Source organism: Pseudomonas marincola (assembly GCF_900116605.1).
GTDB classification, from domain to species: Bacteria; Pseudomonadota; Gammaproteobacteria; order Pseudomonadales; family Pseudomonadaceae; genus Aquipseudomonas; species Aquipseudomonas marincola.
This window is the reverse complement of sequence record NZ_FPBC01000008.1, coordinates 143,664-169,771: the sequence shown is the minus strand read 5'-3', so window position 1 is coordinate 169,771 and position 26,108 is coordinate 143,664. Positions and strand designations below refer to the sequence as shown.

The 26,108-nt window shown below is 56.4% G+C and carries 23 protein-coding genes; 13 read left to right on the top strand and 10 right to left on the bottom strand.

The genetic code is table 11. The annotated features are described in order from the left end of the window. Window positions 1-10: 10 nt before the first annotated feature. The 4 genes from BM395_RS14525 to BM395_RS14510 all read right to left on the bottom strand — a co-directional run bounded on the left by BM395_RS14525 (window position 11) and on the right by BM395_RS14510 (window position 4,611). Window positions 11-592, bottom strand: coding sequence for a cob(I)yrinic acid a,c-diamide adenosyltransferase (locus BM395_RS14525; protein WP_090513042.1), 582 nt, complete (start codon window positions 590-592; stop codon window positions 11-13). Window positions 593-594: 2 nt separating this feature from the next. After that, the gene (locus BM395_RS14520) at window positions 595-2,613 is read right to left on the bottom strand and encodes a sensor histidine kinase (RefSeq protein ID WP_090513039.1); all 2,019 of its coding nucleotides are present in this window, start codon (window positions 2,611-2,613) and stop codon (window positions 595-597) included. Window positions 2,614-2,659: 46 nt separating this feature from the next. Beyond that, entirely contained in the window at window positions 2,660-3,571 is a 912-nt protein-coding gene (locus BM395_RS14515; protein ID WP_090513037.1) for a putative 2-dehydropantoate 2-reductase, read from the bottom strand. A gap of 74 nt (window positions 3,572-3,645) precedes the next feature. After that, window positions 3,646-4,611, bottom strand: a complete 966-nt coding sequence (locus tag BM395_RS14510) for a GGDEF domain-containing response regulator (RefSeq protein ID WP_090513034.1) — start codon at window positions 4,609-4,611, stop codon at window positions 3,646-3,648. A 149-nt stretch (window positions 4,612-4,760) separates the two neighbouring features. Between BM395_RS14510 and BM395_RS14505 the strand changes: the two genes are divergently transcribed. Continuing rightward, window positions 4,761-5,240, top strand: coding sequence for a YajQ family cyclic di-GMP-binding protein (locus tag BM395_RS14505; protein ID WP_069897847.1), 480 nt, complete (start codon window positions 4,761-4,763; stop codon window positions 5,238-5,240). A gap of 156 nt (window positions 5,241-5,396) precedes the next feature. Beyond that, window positions 5,397-6,224, top strand: a complete 828-nt coding sequence (locus BM395_RS14500; RefSeq protein WP_069897846.1) for a mechanosensitive ion channel family protein — start codon at window positions 5,397-5,399, stop codon at window positions 6,222-6,224. A gap of 80 nt (window positions 6,225-6,304) precedes the next feature. Here the strand turns inward: BM395_RS14500 and BM395_RS14495 are convergent, their stop codons facing one another. From BM395_RS14495 to BM395_RS14485, 3 genes are all read right to left on the bottom strand, one after another. Next, window positions 6,305-7,006, bottom strand: coding sequence for a lipopolysaccharide kinase InaA family protein (locus tag BM395_RS14495; RefSeq protein ID WP_090513032.1), 702 nt, complete (start codon window positions 7,004-7,006; stop codon window positions 6,305-6,307). A gap of 205 nt (window positions 7,007-7,211) precedes the next feature. Next, the gene (locus tag BM395_RS14490; protein WP_090513029.1) at window positions 7,212-8,774 is read right to left on the bottom strand and encodes an AmpG family muropeptide MFS transporter; all 1,563 of its coding nucleotides are present in this window, start codon (window positions 8,772-8,774) and stop codon (window positions 7,212-7,214) included. 43 nt (window positions 8,775-8,817) lie between these two features. Continuing rightward, complete coding sequence (locus tag BM395_RS14485) at window positions 8,818-9,210, bottom strand: MGMT family protein (RefSeq protein WP_079235503.1); 393 nt, start codon at window positions 9,208-9,210, stop codon at window positions 8,818-8,820. 19 nt (window positions 9,211-9,229) lie between these two features. On the opposite strand from BM395_RS14485, the gene BM395_RS14480 reads away from it, so the two are divergent. The 3 genes from BM395_RS14480 (at window position 9,230) to BM395_RS14470 (ending at window position 12,653) form a co-directional block, all read left to right on the top strand. Further along, entirely contained in the window at window positions 9,230-10,219 is a 990-nt protein-coding gene (locus BM395_RS14480; RefSeq protein WP_090513192.1) for a DUF481 domain-containing protein, read from the top strand. Window positions 10,220-10,387: 168 nt separating this feature from the next. After that, on the top strand, window positions 10,388-11,386 hold the full coding sequence (locus tag BM395_RS14475) for a DUF481 domain-containing protein (protein WP_090513026.1): 999 nt from the start codon (window positions 10,388-10,390) through the stop codon (window positions 11,384-11,386). Between the two features lie 262 nt (window positions 11,387-11,648). Then, on the top strand, window positions 11,649-12,653 hold the full coding sequence (locus BM395_RS14470) for a DUF481 domain-containing protein (RefSeq protein WP_069897841.1): 1,005 nt from the start codon (window positions 11,649-11,651) through the stop codon (window positions 12,651-12,653). Window positions 12,654-12,718: 65 nt separating this feature from the next. Here BM395_RS14470 and BM395_RS14465 read toward each other — a convergent pair whose 3' ends face one another. After that, on the bottom strand, window positions 12,719-13,477 hold the full coding sequence (locus tag BM395_RS14465; RefSeq protein WP_090513023.1) for an SDR family oxidoreductase: 759 nt from the start codon (window positions 13,475-13,477) through the stop codon (window positions 12,719-12,721). Window positions 13,478-13,581: 104 nt separating this feature from the next. On the opposite strand from BM395_RS14465, the gene BM395_RS14460 reads away from it, so the two are divergent. The 8 genes from BM395_RS14460 to BM395_RS14425 all read left to right on the top strand — a co-directional run bounded on the left by BM395_RS14460 (window position 13,582) and on the right by BM395_RS14425 (window position 21,771). After that, window positions 13,582-14,295 (top strand): HugZ family pyridoxamine 5'-phosphate oxidase, encoded by a 714-nt coding sequence (locus BM395_RS14460; protein ID WP_090513020.1) that lies wholly within the window; start codon window positions 13,582-13,584, stop codon window positions 14,293-14,295. Window positions 14,296-14,376: 81 nt separating this feature from the next. Beyond that, a complete protein-coding gene (locus BM395_RS14455; RefSeq protein WP_090513017.1) occupies window positions 14,377-14,826 on the top strand; it encodes an FxsA family protein in 450 nt (149 codons plus the stop codon). Window positions 14,827-15,144: 318 nt separating this feature from the next. Next, window positions 15,145-15,438, top strand: a complete 294-nt coding sequence (locus tag BM395_RS14450) for a co-chaperone GroES (RefSeq protein ID WP_069897837.1) — start codon at window positions 15,145-15,147, stop codon at window positions 15,436-15,438. A 47-nt stretch (window positions 15,439-15,485) separates the two neighbouring features. After that, the gene (groL, locus tag BM395_RS14445) at window positions 15,486-17,132 is read left to right on the top strand and encodes a chaperonin GroEL (protein WP_069897836.1); all 1,647 of its coding nucleotides are present in this window, start codon (window positions 15,486-15,488) and stop codon (window positions 17,130-17,132) included. A gap of 1,013 nt (window positions 17,133-18,145) precedes the next feature. Beyond that, on the top strand, window positions 18,146-19,807 hold the full coding sequence (gene ltrA, locus BM395_RS14440; RefSeq protein WP_090513014.1) for a group II intron reverse transcriptase/maturase: 1,662 nt from the start codon (window positions 18,146-18,148) through the stop codon (window positions 19,805-19,807). A 115-nt stretch (window positions 19,808-19,922) separates the two neighbouring features. Continuing rightward, on the top strand, window positions 19,923-20,147 hold the full coding sequence (locus tag BM395_RS14435) for a DUF2188 domain-containing protein (RefSeq protein ID WP_090513189.1): 225 nt from the start codon (window positions 19,923-19,925) through the stop codon (window positions 20,145-20,147). 453 nt (window positions 20,148-20,600) lie between these two features. Further along, entirely contained in the window at window positions 20,601-20,825 is a 225-nt protein-coding gene (locus tag BM395_RS14430; protein ID WP_069897835.1) for a hypothetical protein, read from the top strand. Between the two features lie 265 nt (window positions 20,826-21,090). Further along, window positions 21,091-21,771, top strand: a complete 681-nt coding sequence (locus tag BM395_RS14425) for a class I SAM-dependent methyltransferase (RefSeq protein WP_090513012.1) — start codon at window positions 21,091-21,093, stop codon at window positions 21,769-21,771. Window positions 21,772-21,833: 62 nt separating this feature from the next. Here BM395_RS14425 and BM395_RS14420 read toward each other — a convergent pair whose 3' ends face one another. Both BM395_RS14420 and BM395_RS14415 read right to left on the bottom strand, forming a co-directional pair. After that, window positions 21,834-24,878, bottom strand: coding sequence for a multidrug efflux RND transporter permease subunit (locus BM395_RS14420; RefSeq protein WP_090513009.1), 3,045 nt, complete (start codon window positions 24,876-24,878; stop codon window positions 21,834-21,836). Window positions 24,879-24,959: 81 nt separating this feature from the next. Next, complete coding sequence (locus BM395_RS14415; protein ID WP_090513007.1) at window positions 24,960-26,093, bottom strand: efflux RND transporter periplasmic adaptor subunit; 1,134 nt, start codon at window positions 26,091-26,093, stop codon at window positions 24,960-24,962. Window positions 26,094-26,108: the final 15 nt, after the last annotated feature.

The following is a 26,108-nucleotide window of genomic DNA, read 5'->3' as shown; positions in this document are numbered from 1 at the left end:
GCCTTTAGCGTTACGCGTCCTGTTTGCGGGCTTCCTGCCACAGAACTTCGGCGACGTTCTGGCGCTTGGCGATAATCCGCGCTGCGACGAACAGCAGGTCAGACAACCGATTGATATACGCCAGGCCTTCTTCGCGCAGCGGCTCCTCGCTGTTCAAATGCTGGCAGCGGCGCTCTGCTGCGCGCGCCAGGCTGCGGCAAATATGCGCCTGAGCGACCAGCTTTGAGCCGCCCGGCAGGATGAAATTCTGCAGTGGTCCCAGCTCTTCATTCCACACATCGATCGCCTGCTCAAGGCGTGCGATTTCACTGCTGTGCAGCGCCTGATATTCAGGCATGGCCAATTCGCCGCCAAGATCGAACAGGCGATGCTGACACGGGCTCAGCACCTCGATAACCTCGCTCAAACCGGCGTGCTGGGCCTGCGCCTCGGCGAGTTCTGCCAGCAGCAGGCCCAGATGGCTGTTGAATGTGTCGATCTCGCCCATGGCCTCAACACGCGGATGCGCTTTGGAAACCCGGCGCCCACCGGCCAGCCCGGTTTCACCTTTGTCGCCGGTGCGGGTATAAATCTTCGAAAGTCGGAAGCCCATGGTTATTGATCCTTGTGCGGCATGGCGGCGGTCAGTGGCAGGCGCAGAGTGAAGCAGGTGCCTTGGTCTTCGGCGGACTGAACTTCCATCTGGCCTTTGTGATTGTTGGTGATGATGAAGTATGAAACCGACAGGCCAAGGCCAGTGCCTTCGCCCACTTCCTTGGTGGTGAAGAACGGATCGAAAATGCGCTTGCGCACAGCCTCAGGCATACCGACGCCGTTGTCTTCAACAATGATTTCAGCCCACGGTGGGCTGAGTCGCGTGCGCAGGCAAATCTTGCCCGGTGCGCTGTCATCTTCACGCTGATGGATGGCCTGTGCGGCGTTCTTCAACAGGTTCAGGAGCACCTGTTCAAGCTCGTTGGCGGTGGCTGGCACCGGGCCTAAATGCGGGTCGAAGTCGCGCTCGATAATCAGGCTCTTGAAGTCGAAACTGTCGGTCAGGTCGAAGTCGTTGCCGGCAATTTCCAGCGCCTGATCAATCAACCCGGGCAGCAAGCATGGCGCCAGCAGGCGATTGCTCAGGCGGCTGAAACTCAGCATATGGCTGACAATCCGTGCGGCGCGGCTGCCTGCCTGTTGAATACCGTCGAGCAACTGCGGCACTTCGCGGGCTTGCAGGTATTGGTCGATCACTTCCAGGCGGATGCCGATCAGCTCGGCTTGTTGGTTGTTCTTTTCCAGCTCCGGAGACAGGCGTCTGCGGATGTTCTGCACGTTGTGCAAAATGGCTCCCAGCGGGTTGTTAATCTCGTGCGCCATTCCCGCCGCGAGGCCGCCCACCGAGAGCATTTTCTCTGACTGAACCATCATTTCTTCGAGGCTCAGGCGTTGGGTAATGTCGTCTATGCGGATCACCACGCCACGGCCACCTCCGCCCACCAGCGGATAAAAGGTCAGGGCGTAATGGTGCGGTTCCTGATTCCGGTTCCAGGTCACCCTGTCGACTTTTTCGACCTGCTGTTTCTCGACGGTTTGGGTCAGTTGCGCCATGAAGGGTTTTAGCGGCGGGAAGGCCAGAAATATCGGCTGGTTCAGTGCTTCATTAATCGAGGTGCCGGAGAGCGCACTGGCTTCCTGATTCCACTGAGTGACATAGAACTGCTCGTCGAGCGCGATCAGCGCTGAAGGCATGGAGTCGATAATGTTGTTCAGGTAGTTCTGAAAGCCGGTGAGTTTTTTCTCGATCTTGCTGCGCACCTGCACTTCGAGTTCCAGTTTGCGGTTCGAATGGCGCGTCTCTTCCGCCAGATTGTGCGCCTGATCGAAGGCCGACTGGGCATCGTCGCGCGCTCGCTTGAGCTGATCTTCGCGGGCCTCGATGCGCGAAAGCATGGTGTTGAATGCATTGGCCAGGCTGCCGATCTCATCCTGATTGCCAGGGCGGGCGCGCAACGCATAGTTCTCCTCGCGGGTTACCTGCCGCGACAGTTCTTCGAGGCGGCGGATCGGCTTGGTCACCAGTCGGCGGATTTGCCGGGCAATCAACAGCCAGAGGATCACGCTGACCATTAAAATGGCCACGCTGGCCGTCAGGGTGCCGGTGTAGAACTCGCCCGGCAGTTCGCTGGAGGCGACCAGCAGCAAGTAGCCTGGGCGTCCGCCGGGCTGCGGCAGTTCGGTGAGCAGGTTGGTACGAAACTCGGTCAGGCGCCACGACTCAAGCTGATTGACGTGCAATGGCAGCTCTAATTTATCGCCGCGCTGCAGTTGCGCCAGGCTTACGCCATTGCTGTCATAAATCACCGCCGCGCGCAGCGGCTCATAACCATCCAGCCTTTTAAGCAGTGACTCGGCGGCTGCCGCTGTGGTCAGCGCCTGATGACTGAGGGCGGGGCTGGCGATCAGTTTGCCGAGTGTATGCAGGGCCTGCGGCGCCATGCTCTGTTGTGAAATCCAGTAGGCGGCACTGATAAACGCCAGATTGGCGGTAATCAATACAGTGGCCAGCAGGATTAGCAGGGCGGCGAGCAGTTTGCGCCCAACCGGCAGGTTTTCGAGGCGTTGACGCAATGTCATGGGTTAACCGTCGCCAAATCAAGATGAATGCAGGGTAACGTGCCGGTCATCGGCTGGGCAATCCTCGGGCCTCAAGCGCCTGCACCAATTGTGCATGGACTGCTTCGAGTTGCGGCAGCGCAAGGTTCAGGCGCTGCGCGGCGGTGCAGGCATAACCGCTTATGTAGCTGATTTCGGTGCGGCGGCCGTGGCTGACGTCCTGATGCATTGAGGAGTAATTCTGCGCCGTGGCGCGGATCACCTGCAGCACTTGCTGGTGCAGATCTTGCGCCGCATCTGCCTGACCGCAGGCAATCAACAATGTGCTCAGTTCGTTGCACAGCGCCATGACCTGCTGCGGGTATTGCTTAAGGCCGCCATTGCGACAGTCATGCAGCACCGTCAGCGGATTGATCGCGCAGTTTAGGGCCAGTTTGCGCCAGAGCCTGGTGTTGATGTCTGTGCTCCAGCTATGGGCGATGCCGCTGGCCGCGAGTTCCGATAGCCAGCCGGGCGGCGTCTGCTCCAGCGGATCACCCAGCCAGTTCTGGCCCTGCCCGGCGAAGACCACTTCAAAGTCATTCTGGCGAAATGCGCCCTCGGTGCTGGACGCCAGAATGCAGCGTGCGGGCGCCACTCTGGCGGACACGGCGCTCTGGCTGCCAAGGCCATTCTGCAAAAGGATAAGCTCGGCGTCGGCGGTTAACCGCGACTCAATCTGGGCGACTGCCGCTTCAGCGTCGTAAGCCTTGCAGGCGACCAGCAGGCGACTGATCGGTTGGCTGTGATCGCAGGTTTGTGCGGCGACGGGGTAGTGCGAGCGCTGGCCATTTTCAATCAGGCTAAGCCCGCCCGCTTGCAGATAGGCGTCGAGGCGCTGCTGATTACGCATCAGCAGCGTGACAGGCAGGCCCGCCCGCGCCAGTCGCGCAGCCCACAAACAGCCCAGGCTGCCTGCGCCAAGTACATGCCAGGTCATGGCCGGCTCCTTGATGAAGTGCAAAGCGCCCAGTTTATGGCCTTGGCGCCTTGCAATACAGCTTCAGTGCCGGCTTAGCCTTTCTCAGACATGCGCGTAGCGGTTACCCGCCCCGATGCGTAGGCCTCGGGCAGTAACTGGCTGGCGCGCTGGCGAATATCTTCGGGCGCGACCGGCAAGCTCTTGTTGTCCATGCCGACCAGAGAAATCCCTGATTTGAGCGATACATAACCTGCGCTGGTTTTGAACGCTTTGAGGTTGATGCCTTCATGCAGGCGCTTGAAGCTGCTTGGCGAGCACTCCTGCAAGTTGCTGAGCACGGTGATCAGCACAAAGTGGTTGTCGTCGAGACGACCCAGTGTGTCGAGCGGGCGTACCAATTGCTGGAGCCTGCGGGCAACCGCATGCATCAATTCGTTGAACAGGGCATCGCCATGCTGCTGTCTTAATTGCCCGGCATCCTCCAGGCCGATCAGCAGGTAGCACAGTGCGCCGCCGCGTGATTCGACCTGACGCAGGCTGTCGTTCAATTTCTGGTTCAGGTAGCGGTTATTGCCCAACCCCGTGAGTGGATCAATCACGTTGAGGTGTTCCAGCGTATGGACATTGCTGGTGAGCATCTGATTCTGCCGGAGCAAACGCTGCAAGGTGTTGCACAGGCGATCCGCCGCATAGATGCGCGGTATCAGTTGCTCGGCCATCTGGGTTTTGCTGATGTAGTCGTCCACGCCACGATCAAAGGCTTCGGCCAGAATATTGTCGCCTTCCTTGCCGGTGAGCAGAATCACGTAGGTGTAATGGTCGGTGGCTTCATCCAGTTGGCGGATCTTGCCAGTCAACTCAAGGCCGTCCATTTTTGGCATCAGCCAATCGGCGAGGATAACGCTGGCAGGGCGTTCTTCAAGTTGAGCCAGTGCTTGGGCTGCGCTTGCGGCAAAACGAATATCTTTATAGCCGGCTTGGCTTAACGTTTTGCCGATGAGTGCGCTGGAGAATTTGGCGTCATCCACCACCATAATGCTTAGATGTGGCGTTGGCATTGGGTCAAACTCACATAATTGGACTCAGGCGTTGGTCAACGACGGGCAGATTTGCTCGCAGGCACTATATAATGGCATGGTTTTAACACCGTCAAGCTGAGTGGCTTGCTTCCGTGAAGTGAGTCGCGGCATTTATCAGGAGAATGAATATGCCATCGTTCGACGTGGTGTCCGAACTGGACAAACACGAAGTCACCAACGCCGTCGACAATGCGATCAAAGATCTCGATCGTCGTTATGACCTCCGTGGCAAAGGCAGTTTTGAGCTGAAAGAGCTGACTGTCAATTTGACAGCTGAGGCGGATTTCCAGCTTGAGGCCATGCTCGAAATTCTCAAAATGGCCCTGGTCAAGCGCAAGATCGACGTGCAGTGCCTTGAGATCAAGGATGCCTATGCGTCTGGTAAACAGGTCAAGCAGGAGGTCATTCTGCGCGAAGGCATCGACAAGGAACTGGCGAAGAAGATCGTCGCGCACCTAAAAGAAGCCAAGCTGAAAGTTCAGGCGGCAATTCAGGGTGAGCAAGTTCGGGTCACCGGCAAGAAGCGCGACGACTTGCAGGAGGCAATTGCCAATCTGCGCGCCAAAGAGTTTGAAATGCCGCTGCAATTCAACAACTTCCGCGATTAGTCCGATCCAATTGAACCCTGATGGCATAATGACGTCGTACATCAGAGTCATACTTTATCGCCATGGCATGCCATGGCGATTGCATTTTACAAGCACGCTTTAAAACCAACCCTGCCGGCAGGCGGTGTTGTTTGCTTTGTGTAGAAGGAGAGACGAATGGATATGAGTGTCGATCAGATCATCAAGATGTCAGAAAGCTGGATGCCGATCATTTTGAGTTACGGCAGCAAGCTGCTTCTGGCATTGATCACCCTGGTTATCGGTTGGTGGTTAATTGGTGTCTTGCTGCGCAAAGTAACCAAGGTTCTGGAAGCCCGTAAATTTGACCGCGCACTGAATGGTTTTATTGGCAGTCTGGCCAATATCATCCTTAAAACCTTGCTGCTGGTCAGCGTGGCTTCGATGGTCGGGGTCGAAACAACGTCCTTTATCGCGGTGATCGGTGCCGCCGGTCTGGCCATCGGCCTGGCCCTGCAAGGCAGCCTCGCCAATTTCGCGGGCGGCGTGCTGATCATGTTGTTCCGCCCGTTTCGCGCGGGGGACTGGATTGAAGGGCAGGGCGTGTCGGGCTCGGTGGACACGATTCAGATCTTCCACACGACCCTGAAAACCGCCGATAACAAGGTGGTTATCGTGCCTAATGGGATTCTCTCGAACGGCCACATTACCAACTACTCGCGTGAGGCCACTCGCCGTGTCGATATCAATGTGGGGATCGACTATTCCAGCGATATCAAGGTTGCTCGTGATGTGCTGATGCAGATCGCCAAGGACCCGCGCGTGCTGACCAACCCTGCGCCAGTGGTCTACGTGACCGGCCTGGGCGACAGCGCTGTGAATATGTCGCTGCGTATCTGGGTGGCGACCGGTGATTTCTGGCCAGTGACTTTCGAGTTCACTGAGCAGACCAAAATCAAGCTCACCGAAGCGGGCGTAGGCATTCCGTTCCCGCAGCGTGTTATGCACATGGCCAAGTCAGAGTAAGCGTCTGGCGCAACCGCACAACGCTCAGGCTGCAAGGCAGCCGCTCGCAAAAAGGCCCTCATTTGAGGGCCTATTTGCGTTTAGTCGGGCAATTCGCTGAGGGTGCAGCCGAACGTTTGCTGATAGGCGTCGATGATCACTTTCCAGTCTTCGCGGCTCCAGTTGGAGCGCCGGCGCAGCTGCTTCATGTCATGCAATGCTGCTTGCTTGGCCGTCAGACGCTGGCGGCTTTTTTCCAGATCAATGAGCGCTGTCAGGGGTTTGGCATTCTCACCCTGACCGTCAATGCAGACGAAAATATGCTTGGAGTAGGTGCTGCTGTGTTGCCAGCGAGCCCGATTGAACAGGGCGATGTTGGTGCCGATTGCTTTGAGCAGGCGCTCATGCATCGCCTCGCCATAGCGTTCGCGGCCGCCGCTGGCGTACCAGTCATCCACATTCAGGTACCCATCAAGCGCCGCCGTGACTAACAGTCCGCGTTTTCCTGAGGTCGAGCAGTAAACGATATCGGGAACATTAACGCCGGCCTGGCGTGCGCCGAGCAATGCTTCGCGCTCACGCAGAACGGTGGGGCGGCCAAACGGATGGCGCAAGCTGCGATGCGCATGGCCAACCTGGCGTTTGACATAGAGCAGCTCACCGTTACGACCGCGAACCCGTTGGACTCCACTTTCTCCGCCACGCCGCTGGTTGGGTTCCTCGACCCACTCACCTTGGGTGCTCCACCAGTTCTCGAACTGATCGGCAGTTGAAAGGGGCACCTCAGATGCGCTATCGGGCATGTTCGCTCCAGATTAATGGCTTTCGGTGACCAATAATAATGGCTGACGAATTCAGATGCGACCGCACGTTGCCATATTGTGACAACGGACTACTCAGTCACGCCAAGAGCGGCTTGGAGAGCGCAGTTTTAGGGATTATGCCGGCGCTAAGTATGGCGTGTAAGGCGGCGGTCACAGCGTTGCGCTGTGACCGTTATCCAGGACTTTAAGCGTGCTCGGTCGAGCCGTTCGGGTTTTCGGCGCTGTCGGACTTGCTGCCGTTGGCCTGCGGCCCCTCGCGACGCCATTGCATGGCGATCAGAATCAGGGTCGGTACGCCGAGCAATGCCGTGACCAAAAAGAAGTGCGCATAGCCAAGTCGCTCGACCATCACTCCGGAGTAACCGCCAATCAGGCGCGGCAGCAGGAGCATGATCGAACTGAGCAGGGCGTATTGGGTGGCGGAGAACTTGAGGTTGGTCAGGCTCGACAGATAAGCCACGAAAGCCGCCGTCGCAAGCCCTGCACTGAAGTTGTCTGCCGAGATGGTCACAATCAGCATCTCGAGGTTAGCGCCCATGCTGGAGAGCATGAGGAACAGCAGGTTGGTTGCCGCAGACGCCAAGCCGCCGATGAACAGAATCGGCAGAATACCAAAACGAACGATCAGCAAGCCGCCAGCGCCAGCGCCTACCAGCGTCATGATCAGGCCAAACAGCTTACTCACGCTGGCAATCTGGTCTTTGGTAAAGCCCTGGTCGATGTAGAACACGTTGGCCATTACGCCCATGACCGTGTCGGACATGCGGTAAGTTGCAATCAGACCAAGCAACACCAGCGCTTGCCAGCGATAGCGGCCGACAAAGTCGTTGATCGGTGTCAGCACCGGCGCCAGCCCGCGACGGCCAAAGGCCGACAGGCAGAGGAAGGTGAAAATGGTGTACATCATTGCGCGCAGCAGGGCGCGATCCTGCATGACCAGCCCGAGTACGCTGGTGTCGCCGCGCAGCACACTGGCGAAGTCGGTGTAGTAATACTGGGTGAACATCGCCGGCACAGAAACCAGCAGAATGATCAACACCACCACCGAGGCAATCTGGTGGCTGAAACCATATCGAGCCGCTGAGAGCTGGGTGCGCAGCGCCACATCGGGCTCTTTCATCCAGATGCTGGTAATCAGACCCGGCAGCATCAGCAGGGCGAATACCAGATAGGTCGCCGCCCAGGCGCTGTGGTGATAAAGCTGTACGGTCGAGCCGAAGCCTTCAGCAAAGTACAGCGCGCCCGCGGTTGCCAGCAGCGCGGCGACCCGATAACCGGACATGTAACTGGCTGCCAGCGCCGCCTGACGGCTGTCGTCGACGATCTCCAGACGGTATGCATCCACGGCAATATCCTGAGTCGCCGAGGCGAACGCGACCAACACCGCCAAGGCAATCAGCCAGGTGAGGTGCGTTTGCGGGTCGCAGAAGGCCATGCCGGCCAGGCCGATGGCGATCAGTATTTGTGAGAGCACCAGCCACGAGCGGCGTCTGCCGAGGCGGCCGAGAATCGGCAGGCGCCACTGATCTAGCAGCGGCGACCAGACCCATTTAAAGGCGTAGGCCAAACCGATAAGGCTGGCGAAACCGATGGTTTCGCGGGCTACACCCGCTTCACGGAGCCAGACCGAAAGTGTCGAGAACACCAGCATATACGGCAAGCCGGCGGCGAATCCCAGTAACAGGAGCACGAGCGTTGACGGGCTGGAGTAGGCGGCGAGCGCGTCGCGCCAGCTTTTTCGTTGCATTGGGCGGTTTTCAGCCTGGGGATTATCTAACAAAGGGCGCACTCTAACCGCTGTCCTGCATGGAATGCCAGCCATGCCGTCGGATATCCACTCGATCATTGATCACCAATACGCCTTCTGTGCGTAATCTGGCCCGTTGCTCGGCGCCCGAGGCACTTCCCGCCGGCAGGCTGAGACGACCGCCAGCGGCTACTACCCGGTGCCAGGGCAGGGTGCTGCCCTCTGGCAAACGGCTCAAGGTGGTGCCTACCCAACGCGCAGCCCGGCCCAATCCGGCAAGCTCGGCAAGCTGGCCGTAACTGACGACTTTGCCGCAAGGGACCTGCGCCAACACCAGATACAGGGCATCCAGTCGCTCACGCTGACTTGCCCCAGCCTGTGCTAAGGCTTCATGCTTGTCGGCGTCTGTTTGTGGCGTGAGTGAGTGAAGGATCATGTGGTCGCGCATCTTGTTAATGAGTTCAGTCCTCGCATGGATGGTGCCGGCGTTGGCGGACACGGTCTGGTTGAACAATGGTGACCGTATTACCGGCGATATTGTCCTGCTGGATGGCGGCAAACTGGCATTAAAAACCAAATACGCCGGCCAGGTGCTCATTGATTGGAAAAATATCGACACCCTTCGCGCCGATAAACCCTTAATGCTGCGCCGTGATGGTTTGGACAGCAATCGCAGCAATCAGTTGCTGGCTGCCGGCAAAGGCATGGTGCGTGTTGTGCACGATGAGCCGGGCGGCAAGACAACCACCGTGCCGTTAGCCAGCATTACCCGCATGGTGCATCCACGCAAGATCGTGCGGGATGCGGTTTGGGAGGGTAATCTCGATGCCAAACTCGACCTTGAACGCAACGAGGATCGCTCCGACGAGTTCAACTTCAGGGCCGACTCGCGCATCGAATATGGCCGCTGGCGGCATGTTTTTAATGGCGAGTTCGAACACGAAACCAAGAATGACATAGTGGTTGATGATAACTGGCAGCTCGAATATGACATTGACCGGTTTTTCACCAACCACTGGTTTTTGCGCACAGGTGTCGAACATGAGCAGGATGCCTTTGATTTTGTGCGGCGCCAGACCATTCTCGGCACCGGTCCCGGCTACCGCTTTTGGGACAACGAATTGGGTCGCTTCGATCTGATTACCCAGATCAACCGGATCAAGTATCGCTCTGAGGTTGATGACCTCGAATTCAACAGCCTTTCCATCGCCTGGGACTATAAGCGCCTGATCTGGGGCACGCGGCTGGAGTTCTACACCAGTGCAGAAACTCACCTGCCGATGATTGATGAAGTCGACTACGTAATAGATGGCGAAGTGGGTTTGCGCTACAGCCTTAATAGCTGGGCGCGCTTGTCGCTGCTGTATGAGCTGGATCAGACACGTGGCCAGGGTGTGCTGGACTCGGACCGGCGCTACCTGATCGGCGTTGGCGTGGCGTGGTAGCGGCTGCGCTGCGCGTTTGCAAGGCAGCGAGTGTTCGGGTTGCGCAAGCTCAGTCGTAGTCCGTTGTGTTACCTCTGCTGATCATCACTTTCCTGTAGCTTGCCGTACTCATCGTACGACGGCATGCTGGCGGCTATAAAAAGGCAACTCAATGTACGGTGATCAATCATGGGGCTGCGCAGCGTTTTGCTTGCGATCCTGCTAGGGCTTGCTGGGCCGCTCTGGGCCGATACGGTGTGGCTGAATAACGGTGATCGGATCACCGGCAACATTGTTCTGCTTGATGGCGGCAAACTGGCATTGAAAACCAAATATGCCGGCCAAGTGCTTATCGACTGGAAAGATATCGATACCTTAAGCGCCGAGAAGCCGTTACTGCTGCGTCAGGAGGGTTTGGACAGTCAGCACACGCAGCGGTTGTCGGCGGCCGGTAAAGGCATGGTGCGGATCGTCAATGGCACGACTAAAACCGTGCCGCTTGCCAGCGTTACCCGCATCGTGCCTGCGCGTGAGTTGCTGCGCGATGTGGTCTGGGAAGGCAATCTCGACGCCAAACTCGACATGGAGCGCAAAGACGACGACTCCGACGAGTTTCGCCTCAAAGGCGATACGCGTCTTGAGCATGGCCGCTGGCGGCATGTGGCGAACGGCGAGTACGAACGTGAAACCGAGAATGGCACGGTCACTGACGATAACTGGACTGCCGAATACGACATTGACCGCTTCTTCACCCAGCACTGGTTTTGGCGAACGGGCGGCGAGTGGCAAGTCGATCATCTGGAGTTCATCGACAGGGCGCGGATTATTGGTACCGGGCCGGGTTATCGGTTCTGGGATGACACGTTAGGGCGCTTCGATCTGATTGGCCAGGTCAACGATGTCGAGTTTGAATACGAAGGGGGCGATCTGAGCTTTCGCACGCTCTCGCTGGCCTGGGACTTCAAGCGCCTGCTCTGGGGAACCCGCTTTGAGTTTTACAGCACGGCTGAACTGCAGGTGCCGCAGATCAGTGACATTGACTATGTGCTGGAGAGCGAGTTTGGCCTGCGCTATCGGGTGAATGATTGGGCGCGGGTATCACTGTTGTACGAGTTGGATCAGATTGAGGCCGAAGGTCAGCGTAATTCAGATGAGCATTTCCTGATCGGTCTTGGGGTGGCGTGGTGAATTTTTTTGCCGTGAACGGCGGATAATCTGGCGCACTGCAGCGCTAGTCTGGTTGCATTTCTAATCCGCGTGTTTGGCATTTCTGGGGATTTTACTGGCAGGCGCTCTGGCAGGGGCGTTGTGGGCGGTTTTGCTCGCTAAAAAGCGATTCAGGTAAGCGTTTTATCTGAACTTGGGCGATTGGTGTCGGTCTTTATGCTTCCAGTAGCTGACTTGCTTCATAATGGTCGGCTTCGCCTGAAAAATACGTAGTAACTTTCCCATGCTTTCTAGAACCCTGCTCCTGCTCAGTGCCTCTTTTGCTGCAATTCCAGCCTTCGCCGATACCGTCTGGCTAACCAACGGTGATCGGGTCAGTGGCCAAATCAGATTTTTCGATGGCGCAAAACTGCTGATTCAAACTGAATTCGGCGGTTCAATTCCCATTGCATGGAACAAAGTTGCCACGCTTGAGAGCGACCAGGAGTTGCTCATCAAGGAAGACGCGGTGGTGGGTGAGCGCGCCAAGTCACTGCGCAGAGGCCCGTCCGGCAAAGTGATTCTGGTCAACGGTGAAGCGCCCCGGGCGATTGAGCTGGCGAGCATCCAGCAAATCATGAAACCCAAGCCGGTTATCGAGGATTTTACCTGGCGCGGCAACATCGATGCGGGCCTGGATTATGAACGTTCGGAAAGCGACACCGATGATTACGACATCGACCTGAAAACCAAGGCGCGCCATGGCAACTGGCGGCACAACGCAACGGCGGGTTATCACCGTGAGTTGACCAATGATCTGGTGACGACTGACAACTGGGACGGTGAATATGCACTCGACCGCTTCATTGATGAGCACTGGTTCTGGCAAGGGCGTCTCGAATACAAGCGCGATAAAGTCGAAGAGTTGGAGCGCCAGCGCAACTACGGTACCGGTCCCGGTTACCAGTTCTGGGATGACGAGTTGGGCGCGTTCTCGGTGGCGGGGCTGCTCAGCCGCACGGCTTACGATTACACCAATGGCGAGCACGATAATTTCTATGCGCTGAGCGCCAAGTGGGATTACAACCGCTATCTGCTGGGCAAGGCCGTCGAGTTCTTCACCAATGGCGAAATCGGTAAGCCGCTGGGCAATGTCGGCGACTTCTCGCTGGATGCCGAAATAGGCTTGCGCTACAAAGTGACCGACTGGGCGTCGCTCAACCTCAAAGCCGAGCGTGAGCTGGTAAACGGCAACGAAGGCGAGATCGATGACTCGCGCTATACCCTGGGCTTCGGCGTAGGCTGGTGATGGTCCTTAACGCCTGAAAAAAAGAAGCCCTGCATGTGCAGGGCTTCTTTTTTTGTGGCTGGCGATTACAAACGCAGGCCGCCATCAAGTTCAAGAATACGACCGGTGTAGTAGTCGTTCTCGAAAATGTAAGCCACCGAGTGGGCGATCTCGTCAGGCTTGCCCAGACGGCGCAGCGGAATACCCGACGTCATTTTCTCAAGGGCTTCCGGCTTCATGCTGGCAACCATTTCGGTTTCGATGAAACCTGGCGCTACGCCGCCCACGCGGATGCCGTAACGGGCAAGTTCTTTGGCCCAAACTACGGTGTCCGCCGCGACACCGGCTTTAGCCGCCGAGTAGTTGGCCTGGCCCATGTTACCGGCGCGGGAAATCGACGAGATGTTGACGATAGCGCCCTGATTTTTCAGCTCGATCATCTTCGCAGCCACTTCACGGGTGCAAAGGAACACGCCAGTCAGGTTGACGTCGATCACGGCTTGCCATTGGGCTAAGCTCATCTTGGTCATTTCGCCATCTTTAACTTTGATGGTCAGGCCGTCACGCAAAATACCCGCATTGTTGACCAGGCCATTGATGGCGCCGAAATCTTCGGCCACTTGGGCGACCATGTGCGTAACCTGTTCTTCGTTGGCTACGTTGCACAGGTAGGAACGCGCGTCGCCGCCGAGTGCCTTGCACGCCGCTACTGCATCGCCGAGTTTTTCCTGGTTGAGATCGACCAGTGCCAGCTTGGCACCGCGTGCGGCAAAGTACTCACCCATGGAACGGCCCAGGCCCTGGCAACCGCCAGTGATGATGATGACTTTATCTTGCAGCTGCATAGCGTATTTACCCTCAAGGTGGATGGTTTGTCCCGCGGATGCTGTCGAACCGTTATTCTATGCACCTGTCCGTTTGTGACGAATTCTACGCGAGGAGTCATTTAGTGAGCGTGAAAGCCCGTAAGCATGCCCGAGAATTGCTTCTCAAGGAATACCGTGGGGTGCTTTCTACCCATTCTAAAGCCATGCCAGGCTTCCCTTTCGGCTCAGTGGTGCCATATTGCCTGAATGCTCAGGGCGAGCCGTTGATCCTCATCAGCCGCATTGCGCAGCACACGCATAATCTGCAGATGGACCCTAAATGCTCGCTGCTGGTGGGTGAGCGGGGCGCTGAAGATGTGCAGGCCGTGGGGCGTCTCACGCTGTTGAGCGAAGCGGTGCGCATCGAAGATGAAACCGCAATAGCCGCGGCGGCTGCACGCTACTACCGCTATTTTCCTGAGTCGCAGGGTTATCATCAGGCGCATGATTTTGATTTTTGGCGCTTGCAACCTGTGCGCTGGCGTTTCATCGGTGGCTTTGGCGCGATCCACTGGCTCGACGAAGTGGCTGAAGCCAATCCATTTTGTGGCGACATTGAAGCCGGCATGATCGAACATATGAACAGTGACCACGCCAAGGCGATTGCTCACTACGTGCAACTGGCAGGTTTACCGGCTGGCCAACCTGCTCAAATGGTCGGCATAGACCCCGAAGGTTTTCATTTGCGCATCGGTCAAAGCATCCATTGGCTGGGCTTCCAAACATCCTGTAACAGTCCTGGAGCAGTACGCCAGGCCTTGGTGGCGCTGGCACACGCTGACCAATGGCCAGCCTAAAGTCATGCTTAAGCTTGAATTAAGCGCATCGGCCCATACTTCATCTGTATTGGAAGCTGATCTTCCGTAAAGGAATCTTTGATGCGAGCGTTTATGTTTTTGTTTTTGCTCTTCCCGTTGATCGAGTTAGCGATCTTGATCAAAGTCGGTGGCGCCCTTGGAGCGCTCTCGACCATCTTGCTGCTCGTTGCATCCGGGATACTCGGCATCTTCCTGATGCGCATTGCTGGTGTGACCACCGCGTGGCGTGCCCGCGAGAAAATGGCCCGTGGCGAGATGCCTGATCAGGAAGTGCTGGAAGGCGTGCTGATTGCCGTCGCCGGTGGACTGTTCCTGTTGCCCGGCTTTATCAGTGACGTGATTGCGCTGTTCTGCCTTATTCCTTTCACCCGCAAAATGCTGGTCGGTCGTCTGCGGGCCCGCGCTCAGGAGCAGGCCGAACGCCAGCGTGCATTTGCCGACGATATGGCGGCGCGCAGCGGGCAAACTCATCCCCATGTACTTGAAGGCGAATACGAACGCCGCGAGTGAAGGATTGATCACTCTGACTCAAGTACCTAGCCCACGTTCTGCGTGGGCTTTTTTTATGCGCTAAGCCTGCGTGATACGCGGTGTAGAGCGTTTGTCGTACCTCTCGGCGGATTTCGCCCATTTCTGCAAAAAAAATTATCGCTTGCCCTTGAATTCGCCTTGCGTGCCCACATGTTGCTGATACCGCAAGGTTTTCTGTCACCTGACAGAACAGACTTCCGCGTCATGCAAGGCATGACGCAACCGGCACCGCCGGACTTTGCTAACCCACCGGTGAAGACACCGGTAGTAAAAACACCATATTGGGAGAGATCGACAATGAAGCTTCGTCCTCTGCATGACCGCGTAGTGATTCGTCGCAGCGAAGAAGAAACTAAAACTGCTGGCGGCATCGTGTTGCCGGGTTCTGCCGCTGAGAAGCCAAACCAGGGCGTAATTGTTGCTGTTGGCACCGGTCGCGTACTGGACAGCGGTGAAGTTCGCGCGCTGGCCGTTAAAGTAGGTGACAAGGTTGTGTTCGGCCCTTACTCAGGCAGCAACACCGTCAAAGTTGACGGCGAAGACCTGCTGGTTATGGGCGAAAGCGAAATCCTCGCTGTTGTCGAAGCCTGATTCCCGCGAAATTCCGTTTAACTGTCAAGAATTGAGGATCAATTTCCATGGCTGCTAAAGAAGTTAAGTTCGGCGACTCTGCTCGCAAAAAAATGCTCGCCGGTGTAAACGTCCTGGCTGACGCTGTTAAAGCAACTCTGGGCCCGAAAGGCCGTAACGTTGTTCTGGAAAAGAGCTTCGGCGCGCCGACCATCACCAAAGACGGCGTTTCTGTTGCTAAAGAAATCGAGCTGAAAGATCGCTTCGAAAACATGGGCGCTCAGCTGGTTAAAGACGTTGCTTCCAAGGCAAACGACGCAGCCGGTGACGGTACTACCACTGCAACCGTTCTGGCTCAGGCTATCGTCAACGAAGGCCTGAAAGCCGTCGCTGCTGGCATGAACCCAATGGACCTGAAGCGCGGCATCGACAAAGCGACCATCGCTATTGTTAAAGAGCTGCAGAACCTGTCCAAGCCATGCGCTGACACCAAGGCAATCGCTCAGGTCGGTACTATCTCGGCTAACTCCGACAACTCCATCGGCGACATCATTGCTGAAGCCATGGCGAAAGTCGGCAAAGAAGGCGTGATCACCGTTGAAGAAGGTTCGGGCCTGGAAAACGAACTGTCTGTCGTAGAAGGCATGCAGTTTGACCGTGGCTACCTGTCGCCTTACTTCATCAACAAGCCGGACACCATGGTTGCCGAGCTTGAAACCCCGCTGATCCTGCTGGTCGACAAGAAAATCTCCAACATCCGCGAAATGCTGCCGGTGCTGGAAGCTGTTGCCAAAGCAGGCCGTCCGCTGCTGATCGTTGCTGAAGACGTTGAAGGCGAAGCCCTGGCGACTCTGGTTGTGAACAACATGCGTGGCATCGTTAAAGTGGCTGCTGTTAAGGCACCAGGTTTTGGCGATCGTCGTAAGGCCATGCTGCAGGACATCGCGATCCTGACTGGCGGTACTGTGATCTCTGAAGAAGTTGGCCTGAGCCTCGAAAGCGCCACTCTTGAGCACCTGGGTAACGCCAAGCGCGTAATCCTGAGCAAAGAAAACACCACCGTTATCGACGGTGCTGGCCAGCAGGTTGATATCGAAGCCCGCGTTGCTCAGATCCGCAAGCAAGTTGAAGACACAACTTCTGACTACGACAAAGAGAAGCTGCAAGAGCGTCTGGCCAAACTGGCTGGCGGTGTTGCTGTAATCAAAGTCGGTGCTGGTACCGAAGTTGAAATGAAAGAGAAGAAAGCCCGCGTTGAAGACGCCCTGCACGCAACCCGTGCTGCGGTAGAAGAAGGCGTGGTACCTGGCGGTGGTGTTGCTCTGGTTCGCTCGCTGCAAGCGATCAGCGAACTGAAAGGCGACAACGACGACCAGAACGTCGGTATCGCTCTGCTGCGTCGCGCTGTTGAAGCGCCGCTGCGTCAGATCGTAGCCAACGCTGGCGACGAGCCAAGCGTTGTTGTCGACAAGGTTAAGCAGGGCAGCGGTAACTTCGGTTACAACGCCGCTTCTGGCGAGTACGGCGACATGATCGAGATGGGTATTCTGGATCCGGCCAAAGTAACTCGTTCGGCTCTGCAGGCCGCGACTTCGATCGCCAGCCTGATGATCACCACTGAAGCGATGATCGCCGAAGTGGCTGACGAGAAAGCCCCGGCAATGCCTGATATGGGCGGCATGGGCGGTATGGGTGGCATGGGCGGCATGATGTAGTGCGACGAGAGTCGCTATAGGTAGCTAGCCTAGCGGGCTACATCTGGTGGTCACCAACATGGTTTGGTGACCACTTCCCCGCAGAAAATAGCACTATTAAAACCCGATCCCGGGCCACTAAAGCCCGGTTTCGGTCACCCACAAGGTGTCGAATACAGGGTAAGTGCGCCTTAAATTTGGAGCGTTACCCACTCCCAAATTACCTGCAAGAGGCATATCCCCGAAGGGATCTGCACCTGCATGGGATCTTGTTTGATATGTGCTTGGCTGCTCTCTATAGGGCGCAAGCTGTATCTGTCATTGTCTCACTCGAATACCGCAAGGTGTCTGGGCATGAGACCTTTTGTTCAGCCAAAAGTAGCCTAGGGATAGTGCGTCACTGGTAACGGTGGGGTGCGAAGCTTCCTGACAATGTAGTCCCACTATGTCTGTGGTGCGTGGTCGCCGTGAGGTGCCATGCAAATCCTGCGAGCAACACGCGGGTGCGACGCTAGGCTGGTTGGTATGGTCAACGTAAGTGAACTGCTGATAAACACCGTCAACCGCATGGAGCCAAAGTTGCTGATAGGCTTTGACCAAAATGGTGCATGACTGGTTGTCTCTTTTACATCTGGAGACACGCTGACATTGAGTCATCGGTGAATAGGCAGGACCTAACCCATCCATGTGACAGGTATGGAACTCGGTAAACCCGTATTTTCGCCACTGGCCGTTATGGCAGAGGCAAGCTAACCGCAAGGGAGGCCCATGGAAGTGCGGGCAAAGGATGTCGGAAAAAGCGAATGCCAGGCTGTAATGGACTGGATAGGGGTTATGCCCTGACTGGAAACGGTGCTGACTTCCGACTGGTCTTTGATCGCGAAACGGCGTGTAAAGCCATCAAGAAGTGATGTTTGCTGGTCTAACCGGCGGCATCTATCAACTAGAAATCCCTTACGGGGCAGTGAACTCACTCCCCGAAAGGGGCTCGTGCGTCTGCTGCCTTCCGGGAAATCTTTCTGGAGGAACGCAAGATGAGTACGGCAGAAACAGCAGTACCTGCATCCTCCCATCTGACAGCCAGTTGGCATTCGATTGACTGGGAAACCAGTCATCGACAGGTGAGAGGGCTACAGGTACGAATCGCGAAGGCAGCTAAGAGTCAACAATGGCGTCGGGTGAAAGCCCTGCAGCGCATGTTGGTTCGCTCATTCGCCGCCAAGGCATTGGCAGTGAAGCGAGTCACTGAAAACCGGGGTCGTAGGACTCCGGGTGTCGATGGGGAAACCTGGAGCACACCTGAGGGTAAGTGGGGAGCCATATTCCGGCTGAAGCGAACGGGTTACCAGCCCCGGCCACTGCGACGGGTCTACATACCCAAAGCGAATGGTCAGCGCCGACCGCTGGGAATACCAACGATGCTGGATAGGGCCATGCAGGCGTTATACCTGCTGGCACTCGAACCGGTATCTGAAACCACAGCCGACAGAAATTCCTATGGTTTTCGTCCTTACCGATCCACAGCAGACGCAATCGAGCAATTGTTCGTCAATCTCGGGCGCAAACACTCTGCGCAGTGGGTCATGGAGGGTGATATCAAAGGGTGCTTCGACAATATCAACCATGACTGGCTGATCACCAATATCCCATTGGACAAGGTGGTCTTACGGAGGTGGTTGAAGGCAGGGTATATGGAATCCGGCCTATTGAACCCAACCGAGGCGGGGACTCCGCAAGGAGGCATCATCTCCCCGGTGTTGGCCAACATGGCGCTTGATGGTTTGGAAAAGGTGCTTGAATCCCAATTCGGGCAACGCAACACCAAAGCCAGCTACAAGACCAAGGTCAACTATGTGCGGTATGCAGATGATTTCGTCATCACCGGTATCTCGAAAGAGCTGCTGGAAAACGAGGTGAAACCGCTCGTCGAGGCCTTTATGGCCGAGCGGGGGTTAAGCCTTGCGGTGGAGAAAACGCTGTTCACGCACGTATCCGATGGGTTCGATTTCCTCGGTCAGAATGTTCGCAAGTACGGTGATAAGCTGCTGATAAAGCCAGCCCACAAGAACTTGAAGGCATTTCTGGTTAAGGTTAAGGCAATGATTGAGGGAAACAAGACGCTGCCGGCTAGTTTATTGATAGATAAGCTCAACCCTGTGATTCGGGGGTGGGCCAACTATCACCGGCCGGTGGTCGCTAAGCAGACCTTCAATTACGTGGATTACAGGATCTGGAAATTGCTATGGCAATGGTGCAGGCGGCGACATTTGAATCGCTGTAAACGCTGGATCAAGGAAAAGTACTTCAAGCGTGTGGGAACACGCAGCTGGGTATTTTCCGGGCTTCACCCCAGCGGCAAACTGAAAACTTTGCTGTATGCCAGCGATGTCCCGATCAAGCGGCACACCAAGATCAGGGCGGAAGCTAACCCGTTCGATCCGGCAGACGAGATGTACTTCGAGGAAAGATTGGAATACACCTGGAGGAACTCGGACGAAGGAAAACGGAAGACGCTGAAGCTTTGGATCATCCAGAAAAAACGCTGTCCTAGGTGCAAGCAGCTAATCACGTTCGACACAGGGTGGAACATTCACCACATTGTTGAACGGCACAAGGGAGGCGGGGATGAGTTGGAAAATCTGGAGTTGCTGCACCCTAATTGTCATCGGCAGCTACACGCACAGTCCATAAGGTGATCATACATCGATACCACTATATGATGTGCTTCGGTGAGTTTGTTTTGGTGCATGTTGTGTTTCGGTCTTTTGCTTGCTAGGGTCCAAGGACATTCTCAACATGTTGTGGTGTCCCATGTCAGGCAAGAACCAGCACGTTGTAAAGAGGGATGATGGTTGGGCAGTACGTGGTGAGGGGAATTCGAAAGATACCTCGCATCACAGAACCCAGCAGGAAGCTTCTGAGGCAGCACGCAGCATTGCTCAGAACCAAAAGAGTGAAGTTCTGATCCATGGTCAGGATGGTAAGATCCGCGCCCGGGACTCCTACGGCAACGATCCATATCCACCCGAGGGTTAGTAGCGAGCTCACTGCTGGCTCTCCCATGTGGGAGGGTTTACAAAGGCTTGAGCTGTATGCGGGGAAACTCGCACGTACAGTTCTTAGGGGAGGGGCAGCCAGTAATGGCCGCCTCTTACCCGACAGCCAGCCTCACCTAGCGTCACAAAAACCCCGCGCTGGTCGCGGGGTTTTTTATTGCCTGCGAAAAAGCGGCGGGCACACCAGCGCGTTGGTCAGAAGGTAGAACCATTTAACGCAATTTTTACTTTGTCTGTAGGAGTATTCCTGAAATAGTTTGAACTTAGCTGGCTGAAATGGGTTCACAGCTATCCATTTGCTAGGCCAGCCTCGTACGAGGTGCTGCTCTCGCCGTTGACTGTCATACCACTCGTCGCTTAGTTGGATGAGTGGCAAAGTTTTGATCTACGGTGAATTCACAGCGTTTGGCAGCGCTATCAAGAGGTTACGGATATGAAGTTAGAAATTGCTAGAGGTGTGTTTTTGGTTGGCGCGCTAGCTGTCGCCTCCGCCGCCTTTGCGGCCTGGCAAGAGCCGCAAGCAGAAGTCCTGACCCAAAACACCCTGGGCTATTGCCCTGCGCCTCCGCACGTGCGTCAAGCCGCCTCTGCGGTGCCGGACAAAGACCTGTTGTTGTTCATGTTTGGCATGTCTCAGGCCATGCGCGGCGACAGCTAAGCAGCCCCGCAGCGCCACTGTTAAATACGTTGGGTGTGGCGCGCATCTTGGTTTGCCCCATGCGCGCCATGCTCTGATTGCCTGGAGCTGACGATTCAGTTCAGCGCTGCTTTCTCCTGACGGTTTAGGCGCAAACGTCCTGTCTGCGCCTCAAGAGTCTGAGCCGACCAGTGGTCCTGGTTCTGACACTCAGTTGATTTCCATTTGATGAGATTTTCACAGCGGCACCGGAATAATCAGGTGATTATTTTCTGGGAGTGCCTCAATGAGTCGTTCTATCAAGCTGCCGTTTTCCGACAAGTACGATGAGCAGCACAGTCAGCAATATTTAACCAAACACAAGCAGGGCCTGTGGCGGCGCTTGTCGCACCAGCGCGACATTGCCATCGGCCGCAAGGCGCTGGAGCGTGCCGGCAACCCACAGTCGGTGCTGGACTTGCCCTGTGGTGCCGGGCGCTTCTGGCCCATGCTGGCGGAGCAACCGGGGCGCAGGATAATCGCCGCCGACAACTCGTCAGACATGCTTGCAACGGCGCGCAAGGCGCAACCTGCCGATGTTGTTGCACGTGTTACAACAATGCAGACGTCAGTGTTCGCGATCGACCTGGCTGACAAGGCGGTAGACAGTGTGTTTTGCATGCGCCTGCTGCATCACATCGGCAGCGCCGAGCACCGCATGGCCATGCTTCACGAACTGCACCGGGTGTCGCGTGACAGTGTGATCGTGTCACTTTGGGTCGATGGCAACTTTAAGTCATGGCGGCGTAAGCGCCTGGGACGCAAACGTGACCAGGACCCGAGTTGGAAGGCTCAGCAAAACCGTTTTGTGTTGCCGGCAATCACTGCCGAGGCTGAGTTCAGGGCAGCAGGTTTTACCGTTCAGGATAAGTTGGACTTCTTGCCCGGGTACGCCATGTGGCGGGTTTATGTGTTGCGCAAGAAGTAAGCTGATCCGCGCCAAACGCTGCGCTGCGGGGTAAGAGTGAATTACCCCGCAGCCCAGTCAGCTCAGGCGCTCACTTCATTGCTGTGTGCATCTGGCGTTGCCAGATAGCTGTACACACACGGCAGCACGAACAGCGTGAACAGGGTGCCCACCGACATGCCGGTGGCGATGACCAAGCCGATATCAAAACGACTAACCGCACCAGCGCCGGTGGCTAAAAGCAGCGGCACCATGCCGAATACCATCGCGGCAGTGGTCATCAATACGGGTCGTAAGCGTATCGCTGCGGCTTCCTCGATAGCCTGACGACGATTCAAGCCTTGCTCGCGGCGCAGTTGGTTGGCGAACTCGACAATCAGAATACCGTGCTTGGTAATCAGACCAATCAGGGTCACGAGGCCGACCTGGGTATAAATATTCATACTTGAAAAGCCCAGGAACAGCGGAATCAGCGCGCCGCAGATCGACAGCGGTACGGTCACCATGATCACCAGCGGATCGCGGAAGCTCTCAAACTGCGCGGCCAATACCAGAAAGATCAGCGCCAGTGCCAAGGCGAATGTTGCGTATAGCGCGTTGCCTTCCTGTATGAACTGGCGCGAAGAGCCGGCGTAGTCGAATGTATAGCCGGGCGGAGCTTCTTCCTCGGCGATCTGGCGTACCGTGTCGATGGCCTCGCCCATGCTCACCATCGGGAAGCCCTGAATAATCGCCGAGTTGAGCTGCTGGAACTGGTTAAGCTGGGTCGGCCGCGCCCGATCACTCACGGTCACTAGTGTCGACAAGGGCAGCATCTGGCCTTTGGCGTTCTTCACGTAGTAATTGTTCAGCCACACTTCACTGTCACGGAATTCGCGCTCCACCTGCGCGATCACCTTGTAGCTGCGGCCTTCGATGGTGAAACGGTTGATTTCACCTTCACCCAACAGGCTGGACAGAGTAACGCCGATGTCCTCCATGGAGACGCCCATTTGCGCGGCTTTTTCGCGGTCAATCTCGACCACCACTTCCGGCTTGTCGAACGCCAGATCCACATCGAGGAAGGCAAACTTGCCTGACTTTTCTGCGCGATCCTTGATGGTGTTGGTCAGCGCGAGGAGCGACTCATAGTCGTTCGGCGTATTGATCACGAACTGGAACGGCAAGCCAGACCCCGTGCCGGGCAAGGAGGGCAGGTTGAAGCCGAATACTTGCAGGCCAGGCACTTGATCAAGCTTGGCTTGCAGCTCCGGTAGAAGCTCCATCTGGCTGCGCGAGCGCTGATCCCAGGGCTTGAGCTGAAAGCCGCCGATACCGGATTGCACGCCATTGAAACCGTTAATCTGGAACCATGAGTTGTACTCCGGGATGTCCTTGAAAATCGGCAGGAACTGATCGGTGTACTGGTTCAGATAATTGAGGTTGGTCGGCTGCGGGGCGTTGGAAAACATGAAGATGATGCTTTGATCTTCCTCGGGCGCCAGTTCTGATTTAGTGAACTTGAGCAGCACCGGAATCAGGCAGAGCACCAAAATAGCGAAGACCAAAACCACTGCACGGGTTTCAAGTGTGCTGTGCAGCGCACGTTGATAGCGGCTTTTCAGTGCGCCAAAAATACTGTCGAGTTTGTTGGCAAGGCCGGACGGGTTCTCTTCATGGCGCAGCAGCTTGGAGCACATCATCGGCGACAAGGTGAGCGCGACGATACCCGAGATCACCACTGCGCCCGCCAGCGTCAGGGCGAACTCCTTGAACAGTGCCCCGGTAAGGCCCTCAAGAAAACCGATTGGCGCGTACACCGCCGCCAGCGTGATGGTCATTGAAATGACCGGCACGGCAATTTCTCTGGCGCCTTCTATCGCCGCATCGTGCGGGCTTTTGCCCTCTTCGAGATGGCGGTGAATGTTTTCCACCACCACAATCGCATCGTCCACCACCAAGCCAATCGCCAGCACCATGGCCAGCAATGTCAGCAGGTTGATCGAGTAGCCCATCAGTTGCATGAAGAACAACACGCCGATCATCGACAGGGGAATGGTCACTACGGGAATCAATACCGAGCGCAGCGCGCCCAGGAACAGGAAGACCACGATCACCACAATGATCACGGCTTCGCCGAGGGTTTTCACCACCTCATCAATCGAGGCCTGAATGAACTGCGTGGCGTCGTAGGCAATCGACACTTTGAGGTTCGACGGCAGCTCTTTGGCAAGCTCCGGCATGACCTTGCGAACTTCCTTGATCACATCCAGCGGGTTGGCGCTGGGCGTGCCTTTGATGCCGATATAAACCGATGGAATACCGTCAAACGAGCTGATCGAGTCATAGTTCTCTGCGCCCATCTCAACCCGCGCGACATCACGCAGCAACACCCGCGAGTCGCCCTCGGTCTTGACTGGAATCGCTCCAAACGCAGCTTCCGATTTCAGGTCGGTTTCGGCATTGATACTGGTGACCACCAGCTCGCCCTTGACCTCGCCCGCCGCAGACAAATAGTTGTACTTGCGCACGGCATCGTTGATGTCTTTGGCGCTAACGCCGAATGCCGCCATTTTGCGCGGGTCCAGCCACAAACGCATGGCAAAAACCTGATTTCCAAGAATCTCGGCTTCGGCCATGCCGGGCAGGGTGGCGAGTTTGGGTTGGATCACCCGCGACAGGTAATCGGTAATCTGCGGGTTGCTCAGCTCGTCACTGTAAAAGCTCACGTACATCAGCGCCGAAGAGTCGGCGGCTTCTTTCGACAGCACCGGATCTTCGGCAGCCGGTGGCAGTTGGTTCTTGACCTCGTTGGCCTTGGCCAACAGCTCGGTAAACAGGCGGTCGCTGTCTTCGCCGATGCGGGCATAAATTGAGATGATCGAGAAGTTCTGCCGGCTCACCGACGTCATGTAATCGATGCCCTCAGCGCTGGCCAGACTTTGCTGGAGCGGCTGAGTGATATAGCCCTGAATCGTTTCGGCGTTGGCCCCGGGATAAGCCGTAGTCACGGTAATCAGGGCGTTTTCGAGTTGTGGATATTCACGGATAGTGAGCTTACTGAACGCCTGAAAACCCAGCAGAATGATCAGCAGGCTGACAACAGTCGCCAGCACCGGGCGGCGTATGAATGGGTCGGTAAAAGCCATGGCTATTTCCCTTCGATCAGCATCGGCGTGCTGAAACGTAATGCGTAAAGCACCCGGAAATCCCTGGGTGCTTGGCTGCTTTTATTGTTTGGTGGCTTTGCTGGCAGGCTCGGTGACAATGCTCACATGGGCGCCGTTATCCAGCTTGAGCTGGCCGGTGGCGGCAACGCGCTCGCCCGGTTCAAGCCCGTCTAGGACAACCACTTGGCCGTCGCGGCGCTCGCCCGTCTCGACGATGCGGCGTTCGACCACGAGTTTGGCCTGGCCGTTGTCATCGTTAACAACTTGGCCATCGTCATCTTTCTGCTCGCTGATCACGTAGACCGAGTTGCCGTACAACGTATAAACCACCGCTGTCTCGGGCAGCAGAACCTGATCCGGTGACTCGGGCAGCAATACATCGAGGCTGGCAAACATGCCGGGGAAGAGTTTATTGCCGGGGTTTTTCAACTGCGCGCGCACCAGTACGTTGCGGGTTGTGTCTTCGACTTTGGGGTTGATCGCGGCAATCTCACCGGTGAAGTGCTCATCCGGGTAAGCGGCCACCTTGAACTGTACGGTTTCACCGAGATGCAGCTTGGGCACCGATTGCTCAGGCAAATAGAAGTCCAGGTACAGCTGAGAGGTGTCTTGCAGCGTGGCAATCAGGGTGCCGGATGCGAGGAAGTTACCCACATCAATCTGGCGGACGCCAATGGTGCCGTTGAATGGCGCCAGAATACGTTTTTTGTCGAGCAGGGCTTTGATCTGATCAACGCTGGCCTGCGAGGTTTGCAGTTGAGCCGCGAGGCGATCAAATTCGCTTTTCGAGATGTTCTGCCGGCCGACCAGGGTCTTGCCGCGGTTGTACTCGACACGGGCCAGATTGAGGTTGGCCTGGGCGGTGGCCAGATTGGCCTGCTCAACTTCGTTGTTGAGTTGCACCAATGGCTGGTCCTTGTTGACGTGCTGGCCCGAGGTGAACAGAACATCGCGCACGATCCCGCTCACTTCAACCGTGAGGTCGACGCCTTGAAACGCCTTGAGCGTACCAATGGCGGCCAAGCGCTGCTGCCAAGGGCGCTTTTCGGCTGTGGCAGCCGTGATGCTGATGGCAGGTTTGGGTTTGGAGAATTGCTGAACCTGCTGATAAATCGAGTAGCCCTTGTAACCACCCAATGCAAGTACAACGATTAAAACGGCGCCCAACATCATGAGCATACGGCGAAGCAGCATGTTTCTCGTCCCTGG